The sequence below is a fragment of the Arthrobacter sp. CAN_A2 genome (assembly GCF_015752045.1).
GTDB lineage: Bacteria > Actinomycetota > Actinomycetes > Actinomycetales > Micrococcaceae > Arthrobacter_D.
In genome coordinates this window covers 46,847-69,438 of the sequence record NZ_JADOUS010000008.1, presented here as the reverse complement: position 1 = coordinate 69,438, position 22,592 = coordinate 46,847, and the positions used below count along the sequence as shown (strand labels likewise).

The 22,592-nt window shown below is 69.4% G+C and carries 17 protein-coding genes, 1 tRNA gene and 1 pseudogene; 7 read left to right on the top strand and 12 right to left on the bottom strand.

Annotated elements, in window-relative coordinates:
• On the bottom strand, window positions 1–579 hold the full coding sequence (locus IWX63_RS11890; protein ID WP_199278376.1) for a helix-turn-helix domain-containing protein: 579 nt from the start codon (window positions 577–579) through the stop codon (window positions 1–3).
• A gap of 206 nt (window positions 580–785) precedes the next feature.
• Between IWX63_RS11890 and IWX63_RS11885 the strand changes: the two genes are divergently transcribed.
• Window positions 786–2,237: a sodium:solute symporter gene (locus IWX63_RS11885; RefSeq protein ID WP_199278492.1), complete on the top strand. Its 1,452-nt coding sequence runs from the start codon at window positions 786–788 to the stop codon at window positions 2,235–2,237.
• A 371-nt stretch (window positions 2,238–2,608) separates the two neighbouring features.
• Here the strand turns inward: IWX63_RS11885 and IWX63_RS11880 are convergent.
• Window positions 2,609–3,676 (bottom strand): annotated as a pseudogene (locus IWX63_RS11880) (AI-2E family transporter); the annotation flags it as partial.
• Window positions 3,673–5,403 (bottom strand): long-chain-fatty-acid--CoA ligase, encoded by a 1,731-nt coding sequence (locus IWX63_RS11875; RefSeq protein ID WP_199278374.1) that lies wholly within the window; start codon window positions 5,401–5,403, stop codon window positions 3,673–3,675. The pseudogene IWX63_RS11880 and the gene IWX63_RS11875, both read right to left, overlap by 4 nt.
• Window positions 5,404–5,716: 313 nt before the next feature.
• Here IWX63_RS11875 and IWX63_RS11870 point away from each other — a divergent pair, with 313 nt between their 5' ends.
• Both IWX63_RS11870 and IWX63_RS11865 read left to right on the top strand, forming a co-directional pair.
• Window positions 5,717–6,838: a VIT1/CCC1 transporter family protein gene (locus IWX63_RS11870; protein ID WP_334685826.1), complete on the top strand. Its 1,122-nt coding sequence runs from the start codon at window positions 5,717–5,719 to the stop codon at window positions 6,836–6,838.
• A gap of 107 nt (window positions 6,839–6,945) precedes the next feature.
• Window positions 6,946–7,869 (top strand): S1C family serine protease, encoded by a 924-nt coding sequence (locus IWX63_RS11865; RefSeq protein ID WP_199278373.1) that lies wholly within the window; start codon window positions 6,946–6,948, stop codon window positions 7,867–7,869.
• A gap of 30 nt (window positions 7,870–7,899) precedes the next feature.
• Here the strand turns inward: IWX63_RS11865 and IWX63_RS11860 are convergent, their stop codons facing one another.
• The 7 genes from IWX63_RS11860 to IWX63_RS11830 form a co-directional block, all read right to left on the bottom strand.
• Window positions 7,900–8,370 carry an SRPBCC family protein gene (locus tag IWX63_RS11860; protein ID WP_199278372.1) on the bottom strand — a complete coding sequence of 157 codons (471 nt, stop codon included), beginning with the start codon at window positions 8,368–8,370 and terminating at the stop codon, window positions 7,900–7,902.
• Between the two features lie 102 nt (window positions 8,371–8,472).
• Complete coding sequence (locus IWX63_RS11855) at window positions 8,473–9,528, bottom strand: zinc-dependent alcohol dehydrogenase family protein (protein WP_199278371.1); 1,056 nt, start codon at window positions 9,526–9,528, stop codon at window positions 8,473–8,475.
• Window positions 9,529–9,604: 76 nt separating this feature from the next.
• Entirely contained in the window at window positions 9,605–11,029 is a 1,425-nt protein-coding gene (locus IWX63_RS11850; protein ID WP_199278370.1) for a sugar porter family MFS transporter, read from the bottom strand.
• Between the two features lie 118 nt (window positions 11,030–11,147).
• Window positions 11,148–12,050 carry a succinate--CoA ligase subunit alpha gene (gene sucD, locus IWX63_RS11845; RefSeq protein ID WP_199278369.1) on the bottom strand — a complete coding sequence of 301 codons (903 nt, stop codon included), beginning with the start codon at window positions 12,048–12,050 and terminating at the stop codon, window positions 11,148–11,150.
• Between the two features lie 12 nt (window positions 12,051–12,062).
• Complete coding sequence (gene sucC, locus IWX63_RS11840) at window positions 12,063–13,229, bottom strand: ADP-forming succinate--CoA ligase subunit beta (protein ID WP_199278368.1); 1,167 nt, start codon at window positions 13,227–13,229, stop codon at window positions 12,063–12,065.
• A 190-nt stretch (window positions 13,230–13,419) separates the two neighbouring features.
• Window positions 13,420–15,888, bottom strand: coding sequence for a DNA helicase PcrA (gene pcrA, locus IWX63_RS11835; RefSeq protein WP_199278367.1), 2,469 nt, complete (start codon window positions 15,886–15,888; stop codon window positions 13,420–13,422).
• A gap of 139 nt (window positions 15,889–16,027) precedes the next feature.
• The gene (locus IWX63_RS11830; RefSeq protein ID WP_334685825.1) at window positions 16,028–17,569 is read right to left on the bottom strand and encodes an alanine/glycine:cation symporter family protein; all 1,542 of its coding nucleotides are present in this window, start codon (window positions 17,567–17,569) and stop codon (window positions 16,028–16,030) included.
• Window positions 17,570–17,731: 162 nt separating this feature from the next.
• Between IWX63_RS11830 and IWX63_RS11825 the strand changes: the two genes are divergently transcribed.
• The 3 genes from IWX63_RS11825 (at window position 17,732) to IWX63_RS11815 (ending at window position 18,973) form a co-directional block, all read left to right on the top strand.
• Window positions 17,732–18,352 carry a hypothetical protein gene (locus IWX63_RS11825; RefSeq protein ID WP_199278365.1) on the top strand — a complete coding sequence of 207 codons (621 nt, stop codon included), beginning with the start codon at window positions 17,732–17,734 and terminating at the stop codon, window positions 18,350–18,352.
• Window positions 18,353–18,389: 37 nt separating this feature from the next.
• Window positions 18,390–18,466, top strand: a tRNA-Arg gene (locus IWX63_RS11820).
• Between the two features lie 69 nt (window positions 18,467–18,535).
• Window positions 18,536–18,973 (top strand): NUDIX hydrolase, encoded by a 438-nt coding sequence (locus IWX63_RS11815; RefSeq protein ID WP_199278364.1) that lies wholly within the window; start codon window positions 18,536–18,538, stop codon window positions 18,971–18,973.
• A 37-nt stretch (window positions 18,974–19,010) separates the two neighbouring features.
• On the opposite strand, the gene IWX63_RS11810 is transcribed toward IWX63_RS11815, so the two are convergent.
• A complete protein-coding gene (locus IWX63_RS11810; protein ID WP_199278363.1) occupies window positions 19,011–19,592 on the bottom strand; it encodes a dTMP kinase in 582 nt (193 codons plus the stop codon).
• 92 nt (window positions 19,593–19,684) lie between these two features.
• Here IWX63_RS11810 and heR point away from each other — a divergent pair, with 92 nt between their 5' ends.
• Entirely contained in the window at window positions 19,685–20,524 is an 840-nt protein-coding gene (gene heR / locus IWX63_RS11805) for a heliorhodopsin HeR (protein WP_199278362.1), read from the top strand.
• 25 nt (window positions 20,525–20,549) lie between these two features.
• Here the strand turns inward: heR and IWX63_RS11800 are convergent, their stop codons facing one another.
• Window positions 20,550–22,457, bottom strand: coding sequence for an ABC transporter ATP-binding protein (locus tag IWX63_RS11800; protein ID WP_199278361.1), 1,908 nt, complete (start codon window positions 22,455–22,457; stop codon window positions 20,550–20,552).
• Window positions 22,458–22,592: the final 135 nt, after the last annotated feature.

The window sequence follows — 22,592 nt, the reverse complement described above, 5'->3', positions numbered from 1 at the left end:
CTATTTTCCGGAGGCCGCCGCGACGAGGGTCCACAGCACCACGGCCTGCCGTGAGTCCGGGTTGAGCCACGTGTGCGGTTCCCGGCCCGGGAAGGTGACGGTGTCCCCGGCGCCGAGTTCATAGCGGTCGTTCGAGAAGACCAGCACGAAGCGTCCCTCGACCACGTGCAGGGTCTCGACCTCGCAGTCCACGGAGTAGAGCTCGTCCTCGCCCCGACCGTGGGGTTCGACGACGGCGCGGATCACCTGGATCCGGCGCTCCGAGCGCGCCGTCAGGAGCCGTTCGTTGATGCCCTCCCCACCCAGGCTGATGCGGGGTGCTTCAGCGAGCCTCGTCAGGTGGGTCTCCGGCACGAGGAACAAGTCGCCGACCGAGATCGACAGCACCTGGCAGAGCGTCACGAGCGAGGCGACGGACGGCGAGGTCAGGTCCCGCTCCACCCTGCTCAGGAAGCCCTTGGTCAGGCCCGTGGAATCGGCGACCTGCTCGATGGTCATGCGCTGGGCCTGCCGTGCGGCACGGATACGGGATCCGATGGCCACGGGAGCGTTGGTGGGCTCGACGGGCAGGGCCTTCATGCGTGTCCTCTCCTACGGCGGTACCGCTTGCCCGCCCCTGCGGGCGGACGGTCCGCGAGCGTGCCACGATTGGCGCGTGAGCCGCGTCACGAGTAGCTTACAGGGCAACAATAGTTGCCCTGAGGGCACCCGATCGACTGTGACGACCGAAGGATTCATCCGTGCAAGCACTCAATATCGCCATCGTGGTGGCGTACCTCGTGGCCATGCTCGGCTTCGGGTGGTGGGGGAAGTCCCGCACCCGCAACGCCAGCGACTATCTTGTGGCCGGGCGGCGCCTCGGACCGTTCCTGTACACCGGCACCATGGCGGCTGTCGTCCTGGGCGGCGCCTCCACGGTGGGTGGGGTGGGGCTCGGCTACCAGTACGGCATCTCCGGCATGTGGCTCGTGGTGGCCATCGGCACCGGCGTCCTGCTGCTCAGCCTCCTCTTCGCCCCCACCATCCAGAAGCTGAAGATCTACACCGTCTCGCAGATGCTCACGCTGCGGTACGGCCACCGCGCCACAAGGGTGTCCGGGATCGTCATGCTCGCCTACACGCTCATGCTCTGCGCCACCTCGACGGGCGCCTACGCCACGATCTTCGTGGTGCTCTTCGGCTGGGACCGCGCCCAGTCCATCGCCATCGGCGGGGCCATCGTCCTCGTCTACTCGACGATCGGCGGCATGTGGTCCATCACCCTCGCCGACATGGCCCAGTTCGTGATCAAGACCATCGGCGTCTTCGCCCTCATGCTGCCCTTCTCCCTCGCTGCCGCCGGCGGCTTCGACGGCATCGCCGAGCGCGCCGGCGACGAGTTCTTCAGCATCACCGGCATCGGCGCGCAGAGCATCATCACCTACTTCGTGGTCTACACGCTCGGCCTGCTGATCGGGCAGGACATCTGGCAGCGCGTCTTCACCTCCCGGACACCGGAGATCGCCCGCTGGGGCGGCTCGGTCGCCGGCATCTACTGCATCCTCTACGGCGTCGCCGGCGCCGTGATCGGCATGAGCGCCAGTGTCATCCTGCCCGCCATCGAGTCCAAGGACGACGTCTACGCGGACGTCGCCCTGAACGTCCTGCCGATCGGCATCGGCGGGCTCGTCCTCGCCGCAGCCGTCGCCGCGATGATGTCGACGGCGTCCGGCGCGCTGATCGCCGCCGCCACCGTGGCACGGACCGACGTCGTGCCGTTCGTGGCCGGCTGGTTCGGGAAGAGCGACGGCGAGCGCTCGGCGTCGGAGCACGACATCGCCTCGAGCCGCTGGTGGGTCCTCGGCCTCGGTCTCGTCGCGATCGTGCTCGCCGTGATCGTCCAGGACGTCGTGGCCGCCCTGACCATCGCCTACGACATCCTCGTGGGAGGGCTCCTCGTCGCGATCCTCGGCGGCCTCGTGTGGCGCCGCGGCAACGGGATCGGCGCCGGTGCCTCCATGGCGGCGGGCACGCTCGTCACTCTCGGCGTCATGGCCTACCTCGAGATCACCGCGGAGAACCAGTACGACGGCGTCTACGCCAACGAACCGATCTACTGGGGCCTGGCGGTGTCCGCGATCGTGTACGTGGCGGTATCGCTGGGTACCCGGGCCACCGATCCCGCCGTCATGGACGCGTGGGACCGGCGGGTCGCCGGCGAGGTCCCGGAGGACCTCCCGGTGGCGACTGCCCGCTGACGGTCGAAGGCGAGAAGGGCTCCCGGCCGCAGCCGGGAGCCCTTTCCTCGTCGGTTCGGAAGGCCTCAGCGTCCGACGGTCGACGATCCCCCGTGACGGCCGGCGGTGTCGGCGCTGCCTGCCGGGCCGGTCGGGACGGCATCCCCGCTGTCCTTCGTGTCGTCGGTGTTGCTGGAGTCGTCGTCGAGCCCGGCGACCCGGCGCCCGCGCGTGCCCGGGCGCTCATCGGCGCCATCGGCGGCGGCCAGGGCAGCAGCCTTCAGGGCCTCCTGCTCCTCCTTGGGGGTCGAGCTCAGGCCGTGACCCGTCTCGTCGAGGGCCGTCTGCACCTCGGCATCCTCGACCTCCTGCCGCGTGATCTCCTCGTCCTTCTCCCCGTTCCAGGCCTTGATGGCCGCCCAGACGACCGCGGCGACCGGGACGGAGAGGATCGCACCGATGATGCCCGCCAGGATGGTGCCGGCGGTCAGGGCGAACAGGATCACCAGGGCGTGCACCTGCAGCGTGCGGCCCATGACCACGGGCTGCAGGAAGTTGCCCTCGAGCTGGTTCACCACGATGACCACGATGATGACGATGAGCGCCACGAACGGCCCGTTGGCCACGAGCGCGATCAGGGCCGCGAGGACACCGGCCAGTGTGGCGCCGACCAGCGGGATGAAGGCGCCGATGAACACGATCGCCGCCAGCGGGAGGGCCAGCGGGACTCCGAGGACCAGCAGCGCGCCGCCGATGAACACGGAGTCGACGAGTGCCACGATCGCCGTGCCGCGCACGTAGCCGCCGAGGACCGCCATGCTGCTGTAGCCCACCCGGCGGGCCTTGACGAGCCGCTTGCCCTTGAAGGCGCGCAGCATGAAGGCCCAGATCTTCTCGCCGTCCTTGAGGAAGAAGAACAGGATGACCACCATGAGCAGGCCGCCGGCGAAGAAGTTGCCCGCCGCGCTGAGGCCCGAGATGGCACCGGCACCCGCCGTACTGCTCGTCGCGAAGTTGATCACCGAGTCACGCGCCTGCTGGATCTGCGCGTCGTCGATGGGGATGGGACCGTTCTGCGCGAAGGCGTAGAGCTTGTCGAAGCCCTCCGTCGCGGAGGAGACGAGCTCACCGGCCTGCCCGACGACGGCGAAGACGATGCCGGTGATGAGCCCACCGAAGACGAGCAGGAGCAGGAGGAAGGACACGGTGGTGGCCAGGGACGAACCCCAGCCCTTCCGTCGCAGCCAGTTCACGAACGGACCGATCGCGGCCGCGAGGATGATCGCGAGCAGCATGGGGATCACCACGAGCCGCACCTGGATCAGTGCGTACACCGCCACAACACCCAGGACCAGCAGCAGGAGCACCTGCGCGGCCCGGATGCTCGCGTTGCCGAGGCTGTCACGCCACGGGCCCTTCGCGGCGGGCATCGCTGCCCGCACGTCGGTTGACTGGGTCATCGACCGTCACCTTTTCCTTCGGCCCGATGGCCATCGTTGATCAGTTGGGAGCGCACCTCGCGGCGGAGGACCTTGCCGATCAGCGATCGGGGCAGGTCCTCCACCTGCACGATGATGCGTGGGACCTTGTAGGCGGCGAGCGCGCCGCGGCAGGACGAGCGCAGCGCCTCGACGTCGAGGGTGGCACCCGGCGCGAGGATGACGGCGGCGGCGACGTCCTCGCCGCCGCCGTCCCGCGGGAGTCCCACCACGGCGGTGTCGGCGACGCTGGGGTGCGTCCGCAGGACGCCCTCCACCTCGCTCGGTGAGACGTTGAAGCCGCCGGTGATGATGAGTTCCTTGATGCGGTCGACGATCGTCAGGAAGCCGTCCTCGTCCATGCTGACGATGTCGCCCGTCCTGAACCAGCCGCCGTCGAGCAGGGAGTCCTCGGTCTCGTCCGGCCGCCGCCAGTACCCCTGGAACACCTGGGGCCCCTTCAGGAGCAGCTCGCCGGCCTCGCCCGGGGCACGGTCGCGGTGGGGATCCTCCGGGTCGACGATGCGGACGTCGGTGCCGGGGAACGGGACGCCGATGGTGCCGGGGCGCCGGGTGGGGCCGATCGGGTTGCCGGCCGAGATGGGCGACGTCTCCGTGAGCCCGTAACCCTCGATGAGGTAGCCGCCCGTGGCCGCCTCCCAGGTCTCCACCGTGGCCTGCGGGAGATTCATGGCTCCGGAGATCGCGAACCGGATACTGCTGAGATCCACCCCGCGCTCGGCCGCGCCGGCCGCGAGCCGGTCGTAGATGGGCGGCACCGCCGGGAGGAACGTGGGCGGGCTCTTCCGGACGGCGTCGAGCACCAGCGGCACGTCGAAGCGCGGGAAGAGGACGAGCTTCGCGCCGATGCTCACCGCGAAGGTCACACACAGCGTGAGCCCGTAGGCGTGGAACATCGGCAGGACGGCGTAGACGGTCTCGCGGCCCGCATCGAGGCCGGGCACCCAGGCGCGACCCTGGGCCGCGTTGGCCAGCAGGTTCCGGTGCGTGAGGATGGCGCCCTTGGGGACACCCGTGGTGCCGCTCGTGTACTGCAGGACCGCGGTGTCCTCCGCCGAGGGGCGCGGGTGCCGGTCCGGCAGCGGCCGGTGATGGAGCAGCTCCCGCCAGGCGACGACCTTCCGGGGACCGGTCAGCTTCTCCCTGGTCGTGAGGGCCTCCTTCGCCTCCCGCGCGCGGCGCACGGGGAGCTTCAGCGCCAGGCGGCGCGAGGCGGGCATCGCCCCGATGAGGTCCACCGACACCACCGTGGTGACCGGGATGTCCGCCGGCAGCCGTTGGACGCGCGGAACCACCCTGTCCCAGACGATCGCCGCCTTGGCGCCGTGGTCCTCGAACTGGTGCCGCAGCTCACGGTCCGTGTAGAGCGGGTTGTGCTCGACGACGATCGCGCCGAGTCGGAGGACGGCGTAGAACGCGACGATGTGCTGGGGGCAGTTCGGCAGCACGAGGGCCACCCGGTCCCCTGCCCCGACCCCGAGGGACCGCAGGCCGGCCGCCGCCCGGGCCACCGCGGCACCCAGCTCCTCGTAGGTCGTGCCCGCGCCGAAGAACTCGAGGGCCGCACGCGGGCCGTGAGCCGCCACCGACGCGTCGAGGAGGTCGGACAGGGTGCCCTCGGGCACGCTGAAGGACCGGGGCACACCCGGTGCATAGCTTTCGACCCAGGGGCGGGCTGCCAAATCCATAAGCCTGCTTTCTGTTATCCGTCCGACTGTATCGCGCAGCCGGTGCGTTCCGGTACTCGAACATACCGCCGGAGCCCGGGGAACCGATGACGACGGCCACCGGTCCATCCGGTAGCATTGTCGGTCGAAGGGGAGTAGCTCCGCACCCATGGGGTGCGCGGCCTGTCGACATACTGGCGCCATCGGCGCCCGGCAGTCCACCGGTACATCCGGCGAGCGAGACCTTCGGCCGACATGACGCATCTGTGGTCCCCGGCCGGAGTCTCCCAGCTTCGGATCGGAGCGCACATGCCCGAACACCCGGAGCATTCCCTTGAACACCCCCGAGCACAATCCCGAGAACACCCTCGGACAGCCTCCGTCCCGCGACGACGTGAAGCGCTGGCGCCAGTACCTCGCCGACGAACGCGCCGAAGCCGCCACCTACCGCGATCTCGCCCGGCGCAGGACCGGCGAGGAACGCGAGATCCTCCTCGGCCTCGCGGAGGCCGAGGGCCGCCACGAGGCACACTGGCTCGCGCTCCTCGGCGACGACGCCGGACGGCCCCTGCGGCCGTCGTTCCGCAACAGACTCCTGGGTGTGCTCGCCCGGCGCTTCGGCTCCGTCTTCGTCCTCGCCCTCGCACAGCGGGCCGAGGGCCGCTCCCCCTACGCCTCGGACCCCTCGGCCACGAGCGCGATGGCCGCCGACGAACAGATCCACGAGGAAGTGGTGCGCGGCCTCGCGACCCGCGGCCGCAACAGGCTCTCCGGCAACTTCCGCGCTGCGGTGTTCGGCGCGAACGACGGCCTCGTGAGCAACCTCGCCCTGGTCCTGGGCATCGGCGCGACCGGCGTCTCGACGTCGTTCATCCTGTTCAGCGGGCTGGCCGGCCTGCTGGCGGGCGCGCTGTCGATGGGTGCCGGCGAATACGTGTCCGTCAGGTCGCAGCGCGAGCTCCTGTCCGCGACGCGCCCCACGCAGATCACGCTCACGGCCGCCAAGGAACTCGACATCGCCGCGAACGAGCTGGTGCTGGTGTACCGAGCCAGGGGCATGACGCTCGCGGCTGCGGAGCACCGCGCCTCGGAACGCCTGGGCCTGCTCGGCTGCGACTGCGATCCGAGCTTCTCGCTCCAGCCCGACGAGGACGACGCCGTCGACGAGCACGAGGCGGTCGGCACCGGCCTCGGGGCCGCCGCCTCGAGCTTCTGCTTCTTCGCCTCCGGCGCGATCATCCCTGTCCTGCCGTACATGCTGGGACTGAGCGGCGCCCTCGCCGTCGTCGTCGCCTGCTTCCTCGTGGGGCTGGCGCTGCTGGCGACCGGGGCCGTCGTCGCCCTCCTCTCCGGCGCCTCGCCACTGCGGCTGGCGCTCCGGCAGCTGGGCATCGGACTCGGTGCGGCTGCCGTGACCTACGGGCTCGGTCTGCTGTTCGGCACGTCGGTGGCCTGATCCGGGCATCCGGCGGGCATGCCCGGCGCACCTGCCGGACCTGCGGCCGCGTGCGCCCTCCGCGAACTCCATTCCGCCACGACGGCAGCAGTGCTGCACTGGTCCCTATGGACGAGCAGGAGGCCCTCGACGCATACTCGGCGGCGGTCGTGCGCATTGCCGAGTCCACACTGCCGTCGGTGGCGGCGGTCTCGGTGCGCACCGCCCGCGGCGCGGGGGCGGGCAGCGCGTCCGTGATCTCCACGGAGGCGCACCTGCTCACGAGCGCGCACGTGGTCGCCGGCGCCCAGCGCACCGAGGTCGCGTTCGGCGACGGGACCGTGCTCGCCGCGCGCGTCGTCGGCAGGGATCCGCTGTCGGACCTCGCCGTCCTCGAAGCGGACGGCAGCACGCCCCCGCCGGTCCCGTGGGGGGATGCGACCAGGCTTCGTGTCGGGCAGCTCGTGGTTGCGCTCGGCAACCCGCTCGGCCTGGCCGGCAGCGTCACCGCGGGGATCGTGTCCGCGCTCGGCCGCTCACTGCCCACGCTGTCAGGGCGTGTCGTGGACGAGGTCATCCAGACCGATGCGACCCTCAATCCGGGCAACAGCGGCGGCGTGCTCGCCGACAGCGCAGGACGCATGGTCGGCGTCAACACCGCCGTCGCCGGCATCGGACTCGGGCTTGCCGTGCCGATCAACCCGACCACCCGTGCGATCATCGACGCGCTCATCACCAACGGCCGCGTCCGGCGCGCGTGGCTGGGGGTGGTCGGACCGCAGATCACCCTCAGCCCGGAGCTCGCGGCCCGTGTCGGGGCGCGCACCGGGATGCAGGTGGCATCCGTCATCGCGGGCAGCCCCGCCGCAGGCGCCGGGGCCCGTGCCGGTGATGTCGTCGTCTCACTCGACCGCGTCCCCGTTCACAGCGTGACGGGCATCCAACGGCTGATGGTCGAGCAGGCGATCGGCCGTCGGATGGAGATGACGGTGTGGCGGAACGGCGCCCTGGTGGACATCGTGGTGGAGCCCGAGGAGCTGCGCGTCCCGTGACGAGGGGCGCCTCGCCGCCCTCGAGGGTGCCTATGCGGGGTCGCGCTGCTGCAGGACGTAGTCCTCGAGCTTCCCGAGGGTCGCCTCGATGCTCGCGGGGTGCCGGCGGGTGAACCCGGTGAGCCTGAACACGAAACGCCACCGCACGGCGCGCCCGTCCCACTCCTCGCGCACGAGCGTCCCGCCGTCCCGTGGCTCGAGCGTGTAACGCCAGACGTGGGCGGAGAAGTGCCGCCAGGCGATCCGGCGACCCTCCTCGAACTCGACCACGCGGTTCAGGATCTTGTAGGAGGGCCCCATCTTCATGTCCATCCCGAACTTCGCGCCCAGCGACAGCCGCTGAGGCCCGTTGGGCTGTTCGCCGCGGACCGTCCCCGACCCGTCGATGACGCTGTGCAGGGCCGGTGTCGCGAGGACCTCGAAGATGCGGTCGGCGGGCGCCGCGATGATGCGTTCCCTGGAGATGAGGTAGGCGGAATCCGTGCCGGGCGTCGTCGTCATGCCTTCATTCTGCCCGCTCAGCGGTCCGCCGTCGGCCACATCCGGGCCCGACGCCGAAGGGCCCCCCGCGAGGAGGGCCCTTCGGTCCGTGCCGTGGTGCGATCAGGGCTTGAGGAGCACCTTGATGGCGCGGCGCTCGTCCATGGCCTTATATGCTTCCGCGGCGTCCTCGAGGGGCATCTCGACGTCGAAGACGCGGCCCGGGTTGATCGTCCCGTCGAGGACGTCCTTCAGGAGTTCCGGGATGTAGGTGTGGGCCGGTGCCATCCCGCCGCCCACGGTGATGTTCTTCGCGAAGAGCACGCCGATGGGCAGCTCCGGTCCGCCGGCGGGGACGCCGACGAAGCCGAGGTGTCCGCCGGGACGCGTGCTGCGCAGGGCCTGGTCCATCGACTCCTTCGTGCCCACGCACTCGAGGACGGAGTCTGCGAGGACTCCCCCGAGCAGTTCGCGGACCTTCTCCACGCCTTCGTCGCCGCGTTCGGCGACGATATCGGTGGCGCCGAACTCGCGGGCGAGCGCCTGGCGGTCGGCGTGGCGGGACATGGCGATGATGCGCCCGGCACCCAGGCGCTTCGCGGCGAGGACCCCGCACAGGCCCACGGCGCCGTCACCCACGACGACGACGGTGCTGCCCGGGCCGACATTCGCGGACACCGCGGCGTGGTGTCCGGTGGACATCACGTCGGAGAGGGTCAGCAGGCTGGCCGTCAGGGCGGCGTCGGGCTCGGTCACGCCGTCCACCTTCCGCAGGGTGCCGTCGGCCTGCGGGACGCGCACTGCTTCCCCCTGTGCACCCTGCACGAAGTCGCCGTGCTCGTCGGTACTGCCCCAGCCGACCAGGTGGTCGCACGCCACTGTCACACCGTTGAGGCACTGCGGGCACGCCCCGCAGCTGTCCACGAACGGCGCGATCACGAAGTCGCCCACCGCGATGTCGCGGACGTCGTCGCCCACGGACTCGACGACGCCGACGAACTCGTGGCCGATCGCCTTGGGCTCCTTGGTGGGCCGGACACCCCGGTAGGGCCAGAGGTCGGACCCGCAGACGCAGGACGCCGTGACGCGCACGACGGCGTCCGTCGGCCGGATGATGCTCGGGTAGTCCCGGTCCTCGACCCGGATGTCGCCGGGCCCGTGGATGATGGTGGCGCGCATGATGATCTCCTAGAAGCTTGCTTGACGCAATCGATTGTCCCCTTTTGCCACCTTACAAGCCGCGCGCCGGGAGGCTCTACTGCCGCCGCACGTCCACCGCCTCCTTGAACTGGTGCTCCAGTTCCTCCAGGGTCTTCCCGCGGGTCTCGGGGATGTGGCGGCGGGCGAAGGCGATCGCGGCGACGCCGAGGACCACGAACACGAAGAAGGTGTTCGAGATGCCGATGGCGTCCATGAGGATCGGGAAGCTGAGGCTGACGGCGAAGTTGACCATCCACAGGACGAAGACCGCCGCGCCCATGCCGAGGCCGCGCAGCCGTACGGGGAAGATCTCGGACAGCATGAGCCACGTGACCGGTGAGATGGCGCCCTGCTGGAAGGCGAGGAAGGTGACGGTGAGGGCCAGGACCAGGAAACCGCGGGCCGTTCCCTCCGGCACCAGGAGCGAGACGAGGCCGATGGCGAGCAGGGCCGACGTCGTCCCGATCTGCCCGACGAGCAGCATGGGGCGGCGCCCCACCCGGCCGAGCAGCCAGATGCCGACGAAGGTCGCCGCGACCGAGATGAGCCCGTTGGCGATGTTCGCGGTGAGCGCCGCCTGTGTCCCGAACCCGGCGACCTCGAGGATCCGCGTCCCGTAGTACATGATCGAGTTGACGCCGGTGATCTGCTGGATGACGGCGAGCCCGAGCCCGACGACGAGGATGCGGCGGAGCCAGGGCTCACGCAGGTCGCGGAGGCCCGCGCGGTCCCGCCCGCGGTCCTCGACGGCCAGTGCCTTCAGCGCCGCGAACTCGGTCCGCGCGACGGCCGGCGGGCGGAGCGACTCGAGGACCCGCAGTGCGGATCCGAACGCGCCCCGTGCCGCCAGCCAGCGGGGGCTCTCCGGGACGAAGTACATGCCGATCCAGAGACCGATGGCCGGCAGCGTCGCCAGGACGAGCATCCACCGCCAGATCCCGTGGCTGTCGCCGAAGGCGCTGCCGAGGAATGCGCTGCTGCTGAACGCCAGAAGCTGGCCCGTCACGATCATGAGCTCGTTGCGGGTCACGACCTGCCCGCGCCGGGCGGCCGGGGAGAGTTCGGCGAGGAAGATCGGCACGAGTACCGAGGCCCCACCGACCGCCAGCCCGAGGATGAGCCGCGACGCCACCATCACCGTGACATCGGGCGCGAGGGCGGAGCCGAGCGTCCCCCCGAGGAAGACGGCCGCGAGCACCATGATCATCCGCCGACGCCCGTAGGCGTCGGCGAGCCGGCCCCCGGCGAGGGCCCCGAATGCGGCCCCGAAGACGAGCGAGCTCGCGACGAGGCCTTCGGCGACGGCGGTGAGGCGGAGATCGTCCACCATGAACGGCAGCGCGCCGTTGATGACGCCGGTGTCGAAGCCGAACAGCAGGCCGCCGAGGGTCGCCACCCAGGTGGCGCGCCGGAGGTATCCGCGCTGCCGGCGCCCGTCGGCCGCCGCGGCGGCCGTGCCGTTCCTGGTCAGGCTGCTCATGCCCTCAACTCCTGCTGGTAGTGATCGTCCTCCGGCTCCTGCTCCGGCGTCCCAGGTCCCTCCCACGCGAAAGCCTCCCCCGCATGGATGCGGGGGAGGCTTGTCGGGTCGCCGGGGATCAGAGCGTGGCGTAGACCTCGCGGAGGAGCCTGGCGGTCTCGGACGGCGTCTTGCCGACCTTGACGCCGGCGGCCTCGAGGGCTTCCTTCTTGGCCTGCGCGGTTCCGGCCGAACCGGAGACGATCGCACCGGCGTGGCCCATGGTCTTGCCCTCGGGGGCGGTGAATCCCGCGACGTAGCCGACGACGGGCTTGGTGACATTCGCCTTGATGAACTCGGCGGCACGCTCTTCGGCGTCCCCTCCGATCTCACCGATCATCACGATGGCCTTCGTCTCGGGATCCGCCTCGAAAGCCGCGAGGGCATCGATATGGGTGGTCCCGACGACGGGGTCGCCGCCGATCCCGATGGCCGTCGAGAAGCCGAGGTCGCGGAGTTCGAACATCATCTGGTAGGTCAGCGTGCCGGACTTCGAGACGAGGCCCACACCGCCCTTGCCCGTGATGTTCGCCGGGGTGATGCCCACGAGGGACTCGCCGGGCGTGATGATGCCCGGGCAGTTGGGGCCGATGATGCGGGTGATCTGCTGACCGTCCGCGTCGACCTTCGACTGGGCGAGCGCCCAGAACGCGGCGGAGTCCTGCACGGGGACACCCTCGGTGATGACCACGACGAGCCCGATGCCGGCCTCGATGGCCTCGACGACGGCGTCCTTCGTGAAGGCCGGCGGGACGAAGACGATCGACACGTCGGCGCCGGTCTCCTTCTTCGCTTCCTCGACCGTGCCGTACACGGGGAGGGTGACGTCACCGTGGGTCACCGTGGTGCCGGCCTTGCGGGCGTTGACGCCGCCGACCACCTGGGTCCCGGCCTTCAGCATCAGGGCGGTGTGCTTGGTGCCCTCGCCGCCCGTGATGCCCTGGACGATGACCTTGGAGTCCTTGTTGAGGTAGATAGACATGTGGGGAACCCTTTACTTTCCGTTGGCCAGCGCGGCGGCCTTGTCGGCGCCTTCGTCCATGGTGTCGGCGAGCGTGACCAGCGGGTGGTTTGCGTCGGCGAGGATGCGTCGGCCTTCCTCGACGTTGTTGCCGTCGAGGCGCACCACGAGGGGCTTGTTGGCCTCGTCGCCGAGCATCTCGAGGGCCTTGACGATGCCGTTGGCGACGGCGTCGCACGCGGTGATGCCGCCGAAGACGTTCACGAACACGCTCTTGACCTGCGCGTCGTTGAGGATGACGTCGAGACCGGCGGCCATGACCTCGGCCGAGGCTCCGCCGCCGATGTCGAGGAAGTTGGCGGGCAGCACGCCGCCGTGGGCCTCGCCGGCATAGGCGACGACGTCGAGGGTCGACATGACCAGGCCCGCGCCGTTACCGATGATGCCGACTTCGCCGTCGAGCTTGACGTAGTTGAGGTCGTGCTCCTTGGCCTTGGCCTCGAGCGGATCGGTGGAGTCCGTGTCCTCGAGCGCAGCGTGGTCCGCGTGGCGGAACCCGGCGTTCTCGTCGATCGTGACCTTGCCGTCGAGCGCGAGGATGTCACCGTTGCCGGTCTTCACGAGCGGGTTGACCTCGACGAGCGTCGCGTCCTCCTTCACGAAGACGTCCCACAGCTTGAGGATGGCGTGGACCACTCCCTCGCGGAGCTCGGGGGCGAAACCCGCGGCGTCGACGATCTCCTCGGCCTTGGCCTGGTCGATGCCCGTGCCGGGGTCGACGGCGATCCGTGCCAGCGCATCCGGACGCTCGACGGCCAGCTGCTCGATCTCCATGCCGCCTTCCACCGAGCACATGGCCAGGTAGTTCCGGTTGGAGCGGTCGAGCAGGACGGAGAAGTAGTATTCCTCGGCGATGTCCGCGCCCTGCGCGATCATCACCTTGTGGACCGTGTGCCCCTTGATGTCCATCCCGAGGATGTCCGAAGCGTAGGTGAAGGCCTCATCGGGGGTCTTGGCGACCTTGACGCCGCCGGCCTTGCCGCGACCGCCCACCTTGACCTGGGCCTTGACGACGACCACGCCACCGATCTTCTCGGCTGCTGCTCGTGCTTCTTCTGGGGTCTGCGCCACGATGCCGGCAAGCACGGGAACCCCGTGTGCCTCGAAAAGATCGCGCGCCTGATATTCAAACAGGTCCACTTAGCTAGTGTCCTTCTACGTCGAAGTAGGTTTACAAGAGGGAACTTTAGCCCCTCGGGCCTGAGGCCCTCCCCAGACTATCGGTTTAGTGAGGAAGCCCACACTTCTATCCCGTGTAGAAAGTTGCGCCCGGCCGGCAGGGACTGCTAGCAGGATCCCGCCGCCGGCTCCTGGCCTCGATCGGGGCGGGTCAGGCCACCTTGGTCAGTGGAGCGTAGCGCAGCAGCAGCCGCTTCTCGCCGACGTCGAACCGGACCTTGGCCACCGTCTTGTCGCCGGCCCCCTCGACGGACAGGACCGTGCCGTTGCCGAAACTCGTGTGGTTGACATGGTCGCCGACCGCCACCGAGACGACCTCCTTCTGGGGCTGCACGCGCCCCACGCTCTTGGACGGCGTCGGGGCCCCGCCGTTGAAACCTCCGCCGCTCGCGCCCCAGTAGGACCCGCTGAACCGCGGGCCGCCGGCACTGCCGCCGCCGGCGGTCCAGGCGGGCTTCGCCGCGCCCTCGCGCTTCCAGTGGATGAGCTCCTCGGGGATCTCGCTGACGAACTGGCTCGCCGGGTTGTACTGGCTCTGCCCCCACATGCTCCGCACCTCGGAGCGCGTGATGTACAGCCGCTGCCGGGCGCGGGTCAGGCCCACGTAGGCCAGGCGCCGTTCCTCTGCGAGTTCCTTCGGATCGGTGGCGGAGCGCTGGTGCGGGAAGATGCCCTGTTCCATGCCGGTGAGGAACACCACCGGGAACTCGAGGCCCTTGGCGGTGTGCAGCGTCATGAGGGTGACGACCCCCTGCCGCCGGGCCTCCTCGACGGCGCGCTGCACGTCGGCGGCCGAGCCGTCGGGGGCATCGGGGATCTGGTCGGCGTCGGCCACGAGGGCCACCTGCTCGAGGAAGTCGCCCAGCGTCCCCTCGGGATTGTCCCGCTCGAACTCGCGGACGACGGCGACGAGCTCCGCCAGGTTCTCCACCCGCGACTCGTCCTGCGGGTCGTTGCTGGTGCGCAGCTGTTCCAGGTAGCCGGTCTGCTCCAGGACGGCCTCGAGGGCCGCCGAGGCACCCGAACCGCTCGCCACCTCGGCGAGGTCGTCGATGAGCTTCACGAAACCGGTCACTGCATTGACGGAGCGCGTCGCCATGCCCGGCGCGTGGTCGGCCCGTCGCAGCGCGGCCATGAAGCTGATCCGCTCGCGTTCACCCAGGGACGCGACGGCGTACTCGGCGCGGTCGCCGATGCCGCGCTTGGGTTCGTTGAGGATCCGGCGCAGGTTCACGACGTCGTCCTGGTTCACGAGCACACGCAGGTACGCCAGCGCGTCCTTGATCTCCTTGCGCTCGTAGAAGCGGGTCCCGCCGACCACCTTGTAGGGCAGTCCGACGCGCAGCAGGATCTCCTCGACGGAGCGGGACTGGGCGTTGGTGCGGTAGAAGATCGCGACGTCGCCGGGTCGGATGTCGTCCTCGTCCTGGAGGCGGTCGATCTCCTCGGCGATGAATCGGGCCTCCTCGTGCTCGTTCTCGCCCACGTAGCCGACGATCTTCTCGCCGCTGCCCTCGGCCGTCCACAGGCGCTTCTCCGGCCGGTCGGGGTTCCGGGAGATGACCGCGTTCGCGGCGGTGAGGATGTTCTGGGTGGAACGGTAGTTCTGCTCGAGCAGGATGGTGCGGGCGCTCGGGTAGTCGTTCTCGAACTCGACGATGTTCCGCACGTCGGCGCCGCGGAACGCGTAGATGGACTGGTCGGAATCGCCGACGACGGTCAGCTCGGCCGGGTCGTCGGAGGATTCACCCGGCACGCCGACGATCTCCCGGACCAGGGCGTACTGCGCGTGGTTGGTGTCCTGGTACTCGTCGACGAGGACGTGACGGAAACGCCGTCGGTAGTAGTCGGCCACGCCGGGGAAGGCACGGAACATGTAGACGGTCTGGGCGATCAGGTCGTCGAAGTCCATGGCGTTGGCCTGGCGCATGCGCTGGGCGTAGCCCGTGTAGACCTCCGCGACGGCCTGCTCGAAGGGATCCGACAGGCCGGCGGTCGAGGCGAAGGTCTCCTCGTCGATCAGCTCGTTCTTCAGTGCGCTGATCTTGTGCTGGATCGCCTTGGGCGCGAACTTCTTGGGGTCGAGGTCCAGCCCCTTGGCCACGAGCGTGATGAGGCGGAGCGTGTCGGCGGAGTCGTAGATGGAGAAGTTCGAGTTGAGTCCGACGGAGGCGGCTTCGCGGCGGAGGATCCTCACGCAGGAGGAGTGGAACGTGGAGATCCACATCCGTTTCGCGACGTCGCCGATCAGGCCCTCGATGCGTTCCCGCATCTCGGCGGCGGCCTTGTTCGTGAAGGTGATGGCGAGGACCTGACCCGGGTGCGAGCGGCCGGTGGCCAGCAGGTAGGCGATCCGGTGACTGAGCACGCGGGTCTTGCCCGAACCCGCGCCGGCGACGATCAGCAGGGGCGATCCACCGTGCTTCACGGCTTCCTCCTGCTGGGGGTTCAGTCCCATCAGGAGTTCCCGCGCCCGCTGTTCGTCCACGCCGGCGCGGGCGGGAACGTGCTCGGTGGCCGGATCCCCTGCTCCGGGGGCCGCTGCCATCGCCACGTCGCGGGCACGCTTCTTCTCGGCTGGCGTGGGCTGGGAGACGTAGGGATCGAAGAGCATGTCCATGGTGCCTCAAGTCTAGGCCGTGCCCCGGACAGTCACCGGTGGAACGGACGGGCGGCACCACACCGCCGTCCCTCCCCGGGACGCAGGACTGCCCCCGCCGGAGAACCGGAAGGGGCAGTCGAGGGGGCGGGACAGGGCGTTACTTCTCGGGCTGGAGCTCGTCCTTCTCCACGCCGAGGATGAGGAGCTTGCCGCTCTTGCGGTCGGCCAGGTACTCCTTCATCTCCCGCTTGATGACGGGCAGGAGCAGGTAGACGCCCAGCAGGTTCACGAAGCCGCAGACGAACAGGGCGGCGTCGGCGAAGCTGATGACCTGGCTGAAGGTCAGCACGCAACCGGCGACGGTGAAGAACAGGAAGATGACCTTGAAGATGAGTTCCGAGGTCTTGCCGCGGCCGAACAGGAACTCCCAGGCCTTGAGCCCGTAGTAGGACCAGGTGATGAGGGTGGAGTAGGCGAACAGTGCCACGGCGATCGCGAGCACCACGGGGAACCAGGGGAACACGGTGGCAAAGGCGTCGGAGGTGAGGATGACGCCGTCGGGTGTTCCCTCCCCTGCCTGGACCTGGTCGATTCCGGACTGGAGGCTCGGGGCGCCCGCGATGATGATCGCCAGCGCCGTCATCGTGCAGATGAGCACCGTGTCGACGAGCGGTTCGTAGAGTGCGACGAAGCCCTCGCTGACCGGGCGGCGGGTCTTCACGGCCGAGTGCGCGATCGCGGCGGAGCCGAGCCCTGCCTCGTTGGAGAACGCTGCACGGGTGAAGCCGACGATCATGACGCCGAGGATACCGCCGGCGATTCCCTGGGGATTGAACGCTCCTGCGAAGATCGACGCGATGGCAGCCGGAACCTGTCCGAGGTTCACGAGGATGACGAGGAGGCAGGAGGTCACGTAGACGATGCCCATCGCGGGCACGAGCTTGCTGGTGGTGGCTCCGATGGACTTGATGCCGCCGAGGATCACCACGGCGACGAGGCCTGCGAGCACGAGGCCGAAGATGAGCGCGGCTCCGGCGCTCCCGAGGAGGCCGTCCTCGCCGCCGGTCACATTCTGCACCTGGGCGAAGGTCTGGTTCGCCTGGAACATGTTGCCGCCCGCCACGCCGAAGAAGAGGATCGCGACGGCGAAGATGCCGGTCAGGATCTTCGCCGGGACGGCGCCGAACTTGCTGAAAGCGATGGGGAGGTATTTGAAGGGCCCTCCGCTGACGGACCCGTCAGCGTGGACCTCGCGGTACTTCACGCCGAGCGTGCACTCGGCGAACTTCGTCGCCATGCCCAGGAGCCCGGCAAGGACCATCCAGAAGGTTGCACCGGGGCCACCGAGTGCCATGGCCGCACCGACGCCGGCGATGTTTCCCAGCCCGACCGTGCCCGACAGGGCCGAGGTGAGGGCCTGGAAGTGGGGCACCTCCCCTGGATCGTCCTTCGAGGAGTAGCGTCCACGGACCACTTCGTAACCGACCTTGAGGCCGCGGAACTGCGGGACTCCGAAGTAGATCGTGAAGATCACGCCTGCCGCGATGAGCCACAGCACGACGAACGGGAAGCTCAGGTCGCCGATGGTGATGGGGAAGAACACGATGCTCGAGAAGATCTCGGTGGGTCTGGCGAACGCATTGTTGATCGCCTCGTCGATGGCTGCGAGCCACCCGACGTCTTCGGACGCAGCTGTCATGGGAAGGGATGTTGTGAGGGACATCCCTCTAGAAAACAGCGCTTCGGGCGTGAGTGCAATCACAAGCTGTGTCCGGCGGGAATAAGTCACGGGTTGGCAACGCGGTCCACATGGTGTTCCGAGTATCATCTGCGGACGCAGATCGTCGCCCATACTTCAGTCATGGGTAGAACACGGGCTCAGATCGCACGCAAGCACTCCACCGGCGCCTCCACCGCGCCCGAGGCGCCCCCGGCGGACCGGCAACGCTCCAACGGCAGCCTGGTCCTCATCGCCGCCGCCGTGGCCTCCCTCTTCCTCTTCTGGTACTTCCACCTGCTCACGCTCGGGCAGATGACGCAGCTCTCGGGCGGGCTCGCGATGCCCGACATGATGATCGGCGGGTACGACGCCGGGTACGTGGAACGGCTTCACGAGGCGATGGACGACGACGCCCGCGGCCAGCTGAGCTACCTCCACCGGACGGCCGGCACCCTGTTCCCGCTGATCTTCGCGTTCGCCTGGCTGCTGCTGGTCCAGCTCAACGCCGGACGCCGCTGGCTGCGCTGGCTGCTGTGGTCCCCCGTGATCCTGTTCGTCGTGGTCGATCTGTGGGAGAACATCGCGATCGACGCCGCGCTCGCCCAGGCGACCCCCGACGCCGGGGCCGTGGTGCTGGCCTCGACGCTGACGGTCCTGCGCTGGGTGCTGCTCGGGCTCAGCCTCGTGGCCGGCGTCGCCTCCATGTTCCTGCCACGGGGACTCCGCGCGCCCGGCGCCGGACCCGGAACGAAGAGCAGGTAAGCTGGGACCGCCGGATCGGGTAGACCAGCGGATCCGCGCCTCTGTAGCTCAGTAGGATAGAGCGTCCCTCTCCTAAAGGGAAGGTCGTCGGTTCGATTCCGGCCAGGGGCACCACAGCGGGACACGGGACGATGGAAGGGCCGCCGCGCCCTCCCCCGACCCGTGCGGCGGAGGGTGGATCTGATGGCCGACCGACCGACGATTACCGTCACCGCCCTGTGCCTGCTCGACGACGACGGCCGGCTCCTGCTCGTCCGCAAGCGTGGGACCACCATGTTCATGCAGCCCGGCGGCAAGCCGGAACCGGGCGAGACACCGTCCGAGACCGGAGCACGGGAACTGTTCGAGGAACTCGGCCTGAGCGTCCGGCCCGGCGCCCTCCGTCTGCTCGGCACCTGGGAGGGGCCGGCCGCGAACGAGGCGGACACCCTGCTGGTCGCCACGGTCTTCCTCTGCCCCCTCACCGCCGAACCGTTCCCGGCGGCCGAGATCGAGGAGCTCGCCTGGCTGGACCTCCGGGACGCCGCCGGACGGCCGGACCTCGCTCCCCTGCTGGTCGACTACGTCGTCCCCCGGCTGCTCGCGACCCGCGGGCCGCGGCGGCGTCAGGGCGTGTCCTGACCCGCGTCCCCTCCCGGCACCTGCCGTCGGAGGAGCGTCACGGGAGCGCTGCCCCACACACCCCGAGCTCCTGCAGGACATCCTCGACGAGCTGCTCGGGCGTGCGGCTCGCGTCGAGGACGAGGAAGGTCGGGAAGACGCTCAACTGCCGGTAGGCGGCATCGAGGCCGGTCAGATGCTCGATGGTCTCGACGTCCACCGCACGCCTGGTGATCCGGGCGTACGCGACATCCGCGGTGACGTCGAAATAGACGACCAGGCCCGGGGTGGGCAGGACCCTGAGGAGGAACGGCAACAGCCTGCCCGTCGGCAACCCACGGAGGTGCCGGAGCGCGAGCTGGCAGTAGAGATACCGGTCCATGACGACGACACCGGAACGGGAACCTGCCCGTGCGTGGGACACGAGCACGTTGAGGCAGCGGATCAGCGTCTCCACGGCATCCAGCACGGCCACCGGCGGACTGAGGTTCCGGCGTCCGCACCAGCCGGTGATACTGCGCCGGCCCGATCGGTTCATGGTGAAGATCGCAGGGTGGGCCGCCGCCCTCAGTCGCTCCGCGAGCAGCAGGCCCGCAGTGCTCTTGCCCGCCCCGTCGATGCCCGCGAGAACGATGATCATCGCTCAGTCTAGGCACCCGCTGGGCGGGCGGATCCGTCGATGCTAGGGTGATCACCCCGAATGGCTTAGGTCCGCTCTCGTGAGGAATACCCATGGCGCGTGCAGCCCGCTCAGACCCCGACGGCCCCCCGGTCGACGGCAGCAGTCCGAACCCCGACCGCATGCGTCGCCTGCGCCGCCTGAACATCGTGGCCGGGTCGCTGCACCTCCTGCAGGCCGTCCTGTTCACGGTCATCCTGGCGATGCTGGACGAGCAGGTCACGTTCCCCGTCACCGCGGACTATCTGGCGGGCCCTCCCGGATTCCCGCTGCCCCCCGAGCGGGTGGAACTCTTCACGGTCAATGTGGGCGCCGGGGTCGTCCTGTTCCTGGCGCTCTCCGCACTGTTCCACTTCGCGGTCGCCTCGCCCGCGTTCTTCGCGCGTTACGCGGCCGGGCTCAGCGCCAATCACAACTACTTCCGCTGGGTCGAGTACTCGCTGAGCTCGTCCGTGATGATCTGGCTCATCGCCCAGACCACCGGGATCACCGACATCGCGGCCCTCGTCGCGCTGTTCGCCGTCAATGCGGCGATGATCGGGTTCGGCGCCCTCCAGGAGAAGTACGAGAAGCCCGGAAGCGGCAACTTCCTGCCCTTCGTCCTCGGATCGCTGGCAGGGATCGTGCCCTGGATCGCCATCCTGATCTACTTCCTGTCCCCCGGGTCGACGAGCTCGGCGGAACCGCCCGGCTTCGTCTACGGGATCATCATCTCGCTGTTCCTGTTCTTCAACATCTTCGCCATCAACCAGCTGCTGCAGTACCGGCGGGTGGGCCCATGGCGCGACTACCTCTACGGCGAACGCGTCTACATCATCCTGAGCCTCGTCGCCAAGACCGCCCTCGCCTGGCAGGTGTTCTCGGGCTCCATCATCCCCGCGCTGACCGACTGAGCAGCTCGCACGGGAGCCGTCGACCCTAGACGCCGCTCAGGGCCTCGGGCTCCTCGTCCACGGCCACGTTCTTCTGCACGGCGAACTGCGTACGGTGCAGCTCCTCGTACCGTCCACCGACCGCCAGCAGCTCGTCGTGCGTGCCGCGCTCCACGATCGCACCGTCCTCGACGACGAGGATCAGGTCCGCACTGCGGATCGTCGAGAGCCGGTGCGCGATGACCATGGCGGTCCGCCCCTCGAGCGCCTCGCTCAGGGCGGCCTGCACGGCCGCCTCCGACGTCGAATCCAGCGCGGCCGTCGCCTCGTCGAGGATCACGACGCGGGGCTGCGCGAGCAGGAGTCGCGCGATGGTCATGCGCTGGCGCTCGCCGCCGGACAGCCGATACCCGCGCTCGCCCACCATGGTGTCGAGCTGGTCCGGCAGGGACCGGATCAGCGGCTCCAGCCGGGCCCGGCGCACGGCGTCCCACACCTCGTCCTCCGTGGCCTCCGGGCGCGCGAGGCGGAGGTTCGAGAGGATGGTCTCGTGGAACAGGTGGCCGTCCTGGGTCACCATGCCGAGCGTGTGGCGCATCGAGGCGAACGTGACGTCGCGGACGTCGGCACCCGCGAGGCGCACCGCACCGCTGTCGACGTCGTACAGTCGCGCCAGGAGCTGCGCGATGGTCGATTTGCCTGCTCCCGAGGTGCCGACGAGCGCCACCGTCTGGCCGGGTTCGATGCGGAACGACACACCGTGCAGGACCTCCTCGCCGCCACGGGTGTCCAGCGTCGAGACCTCCTCGAGGGAGGCGAGGGAGACCTTGTCGGCCGAGGGGTAGGCGAAGCGGACGTCGTCGAACTCGACGGACACCGGGCCGGCGGGGACGGCCGCGGCGTCGGGCTTCTCCTGGATCAGCGGTTCGAGGTCCAGCACCTCGAACACGCGTTCGAAGCTGACGATCGCGCTCATGATCTCGACGCGTGCGTTCGCAAGGCTGGTCAGCGGCGCGTACAGGCGGGTGAGGAGGAGCGCGAGCGTGACGACCTCTCCCGTGTCGAGCTGGCCGGCGAGCGCCAGCGTTCCGCCGAGTCCGTACACCAGGGCGAGCGCCAGCGCGGAGACGAGCATGAGGGCCGTGAAGAAGACGAACTGCAGCATCGCCGTGCGCACCCCGATGTCCCGCACGCGTGCGGCGCGGACCCGGAACTCCTCGGCCTCCTCGTCGGGCCGGCCGAAGAGCTTGACCAGCGTGGCGCCGGGCGCCGAGAAGCGCTCCGTCATCTGGGTGCTCATGGCCGAGTTGTGGTCGGCGGCCTCGCGGCGGAGGGAGGCGAGGCGACTGCCCATGCGGCGGGCGGGCACCAGGAAGATGGGCAGCATGACGACGGCGAGCACGGTCACGATCCAGGAGGTGCTCAGCATCACGGCGAGGGTGAGGACCAGGGCCACGACGTTCGTGACCACCCCGGACAGTGTGCCGCTGAACGCCTGCTGCGCCCCGATCACATCATTGTTGAGGCGGCTGACCAGGGCTCCGGTGCGCGTCCGGGTGAAGAAGGCGATGGGCATCTTCTGCACGTGGTTGAACACGGCGGTGCGGAGGTCCAGGATGACCCCCTCGCCGATGCGCGACGAGTACCAGCGGGTGAGCAGGGACACACCGGCGTCCACGATCGCGACCAGCGCGATGATCGACGCGAGCCACACGATCGTCCGGACCTCGCCGCCCGCGACGATGACGTCGACCACCTGCCCGGCCAGGACCGGCGTCGCGACGGCCAGGAACGCCCCGGCCACGGACATCAGGATGAAGAGCACCAGCTTCGACCGGTACGGCACGGCGAAGGTCAGGATCCGGCGCACCGTCTCCCTGGAGAAGCCGTGCTTGTTGTCCTTCGCCGTCGAGATCTTGTACAGCGAGCTCCACGCCGCGCCTTCCATGCTCATGGCCGTTCCTTCCGTGGATGCCGTTCCGGCTCGGGTTCGCGGGTTTCTGGACCCTGCCGCCATGCTCCGGAACAATAAGTGGTTGTACCGGTGTTCACCTCGGTAGTGCTTCGCCTCCGGCCGCGATCGGGCCGA